At 67.2% G+C, this 2307-nt stretch carries 2 protein-coding genes; one reads left to right on the top strand and one right to left on the bottom strand.

Annotated elements, in window-relative coordinates; all coding sequences use genetic code 11:
* Positions 1–141: 141 nt before the first annotated feature.
* Positions 142–1173: a cation diffusion facilitator family transporter gene (locus CYJ22_RS08385; RefSeq protein ID WP_101602291.1), complete on the bottom strand. Its 1032-nt coding sequence runs from the start codon at positions 1171–1173 to the stop codon at positions 142–144.
* Positions 1174–1374: 201 nt separating this feature from the next.
* Here CYJ22_RS08385 and CYJ22_RS08380 point away from each other — a divergent pair.
* On the top strand, positions 1375–2307 hold a 933-nt coding region (locus CYJ22_RS08380), incomplete at its 3' end, for a malate dehydrogenase (protein WP_101602290.1).

The following is a 2307-nucleotide window of genomic DNA, read 5'->3' as shown; positions in this document are numbered from 1 at the left end:
CCGCCTGAGCAAAAGGCTCAGCGTTATCTTCGATACCCTGGGCAGCCTCAACCAGCTTCCCAGGAGTAAAACCCACATCTGCGCTCATGCTCTCAACCTACAAATCCACTGACCGCCTGTCAAGCGACAGGGGTTTTCATTCTAATGTCCGAGGTGCTCGTGCTCGCGGTGTTGCGGGCATTCGAGCTGGAACGTGGAGTGTGCGATGGGGAAGTGGTGGCATGCGCATTCGCCCAACTGGTGGACAATGCGGTCGCGGCTGGGGCCGTCGGATTCCGCGGAGACGGTCACGTGTGCGGTGACAGTCACCAGGTGTGAGGACACGGCGGCCACGTGCAGGTCGTGCACGTCTAGGACGCCGTCGACGTCCAGCATGTGTGCGCGCAGCTGTCGCACGTCGACGGATGTGGGTGCCTGCTCCATGAGGATTGCGACGGAGCGGCGCAGGAGGGAAAGTGCGCGCGGGGCCATGAGGACGGCGATCAACAGCGAGGCGATCGCGTCGGCGCGCGTCCACCCGAGGGCCCACTCGGCGCCGGCTGCGACGATGACCGCGAGAGACCCGAGCGCATCGTTCGCGACTTCGAGGAATGCGGCCTTCATGTTGAGGTTCGCCTCGCGCCCGCCCGCCAGGATCGCCAGCGATACGACGTTCGCGAGCAGGCCAATGACGCCGACGAGGAGCATGGGGCCGGCCTCGACCTCGGGCGGGGACAGTAGGCGCCACGCGCCCTCCCACACGACCATCACGCTGATGATAAGGAGCATGCCGGCCTGCAGGGCAGCGGCCAGGACTTCGGAGCGCGCCCACCCCCACGTGTGCTTCTCGTCGCGCGGGCGGCGCATGAGGCGCGCAGCGATCAGTGCGATAACGAGGCCGGAGGCGTCCACGACCATGTGCCCGGCGTCCGCAGCCAGGGACAGGGAGCCTGACCAGAAGGCGCCGAGCAGCTCCGCGACAACGACCGCTCCCGTCACTGCGAGCGCCCATCCCAAGCGCATGGTCGAGGCCGACACGTGGGAGTGATCGTGCGAGTGTGCGCTGTGGCTGCCTCCGCGGGAGTGTGCGTGGTCGTGGGAGTGAGCCACGGCCTCGTCAATATGGGGCGAGGCAGGGGCTGATTCTCGCGCGGAACCGGCGCTGGGGGAGGGGCTGGGACGGTTGTCGGACATGCTCCTACTGTACGTTCCGAATGGGCTCGGCGTGGAGAGCCCGACTGGTCGGTATGTCGTAGATCACTGTCTGGGCGGGTTGTCTTGGGACTGGGTGCCCGGGTCTGAGTGTGACGGACGACGTATCCTAGGAGACAGAGCGCGGGGAACACCGCGACTGAAGGGCACACGCCCACAGGAACTGTAAAGGAGCGCCACATCATGGCAGAACCTCGTATCGTCACCGTCACTGGCGCAGCCGGCAACATCGGCTACGCCCTCCTGTTCCGCATTGCTTCCGGCCAGCTGTTCGGCCCGGACGTGCCCGTCAAGCTGCACCTGCTGGAGATCCCGCAGGCCGTGAAGGCTGCCGAGGGCACCGCGATGGAACTCGACGACTGTGCGTTCCCGACCCTGGCCGGCGTTGAGATCTTCGACGACGTGAACCGTGCGTTCCAGGGCACCAACGTTGCCTACCTGGTGGGCGCCATGCCGCGCCGCGCCGGCATGGAGCGCGCCGACCTGCTCGAGGCCAACGCGGGCATTTTCGGCCCCCAGGGCAAGGCCATCAACGACGGCGCCGCCGACGACGTGCGCGTCCTCGTCGTGGGCAACCCCGCGAACACCAACGCCACCATCGCCCAGAACGCTGCGCCGGACGTCCCCGCGTCGCGCTTCACCGCGATGATGCGCCTCGACCACAACCGTGCGATCGCGCAGCTCGCCCACAAGACCGGCGCCGCGAACGCCGACATCAAGGACGTCGTCGTGTGGGGTAACCACTCGGCCGACCAGTACCCGGATGTCTCCTTCGCGAAGGTTGCTGGCAAGCCTGCGACCGAGCTCGTGGACGAAGAGTGGCTGTCCAGCTACTACCGTCCCACCGTCGCCAAGCGCGGCGCCGCCATCATCGAGGCGCGCGGCGCCTCCTCGGCCGCCTCCGCTGCAAACGCCGCGATCGACCACATGTACTCCTGGATCCACGGCACCCCCGAGGGCGAGTGGGTCACCGCCGGTGTCATGTCCGACGGCACGCACTACGGCGTCCCCGCCGGCCTAAACTTCGGCTTCCCCGTCACCTCCGATGGTGGCGAGTGGCAGGTCGTCGACGGCCTCGAGATCTCCGACGCGACCCGCGCCGGAATCGACCACAAC

The sequence above is a fragment of the Schaalia odontolytica genome (assembly GCF_002847525.1).
GTDB lineage: Bacteria > Actinomycetota > Actinomycetes > Actinomycetales > Actinomycetaceae > Pauljensenia > Pauljensenia odontolytica_B.
This window is presented reverse-complemented; position numbering and strand designations above follow the sequence as displayed.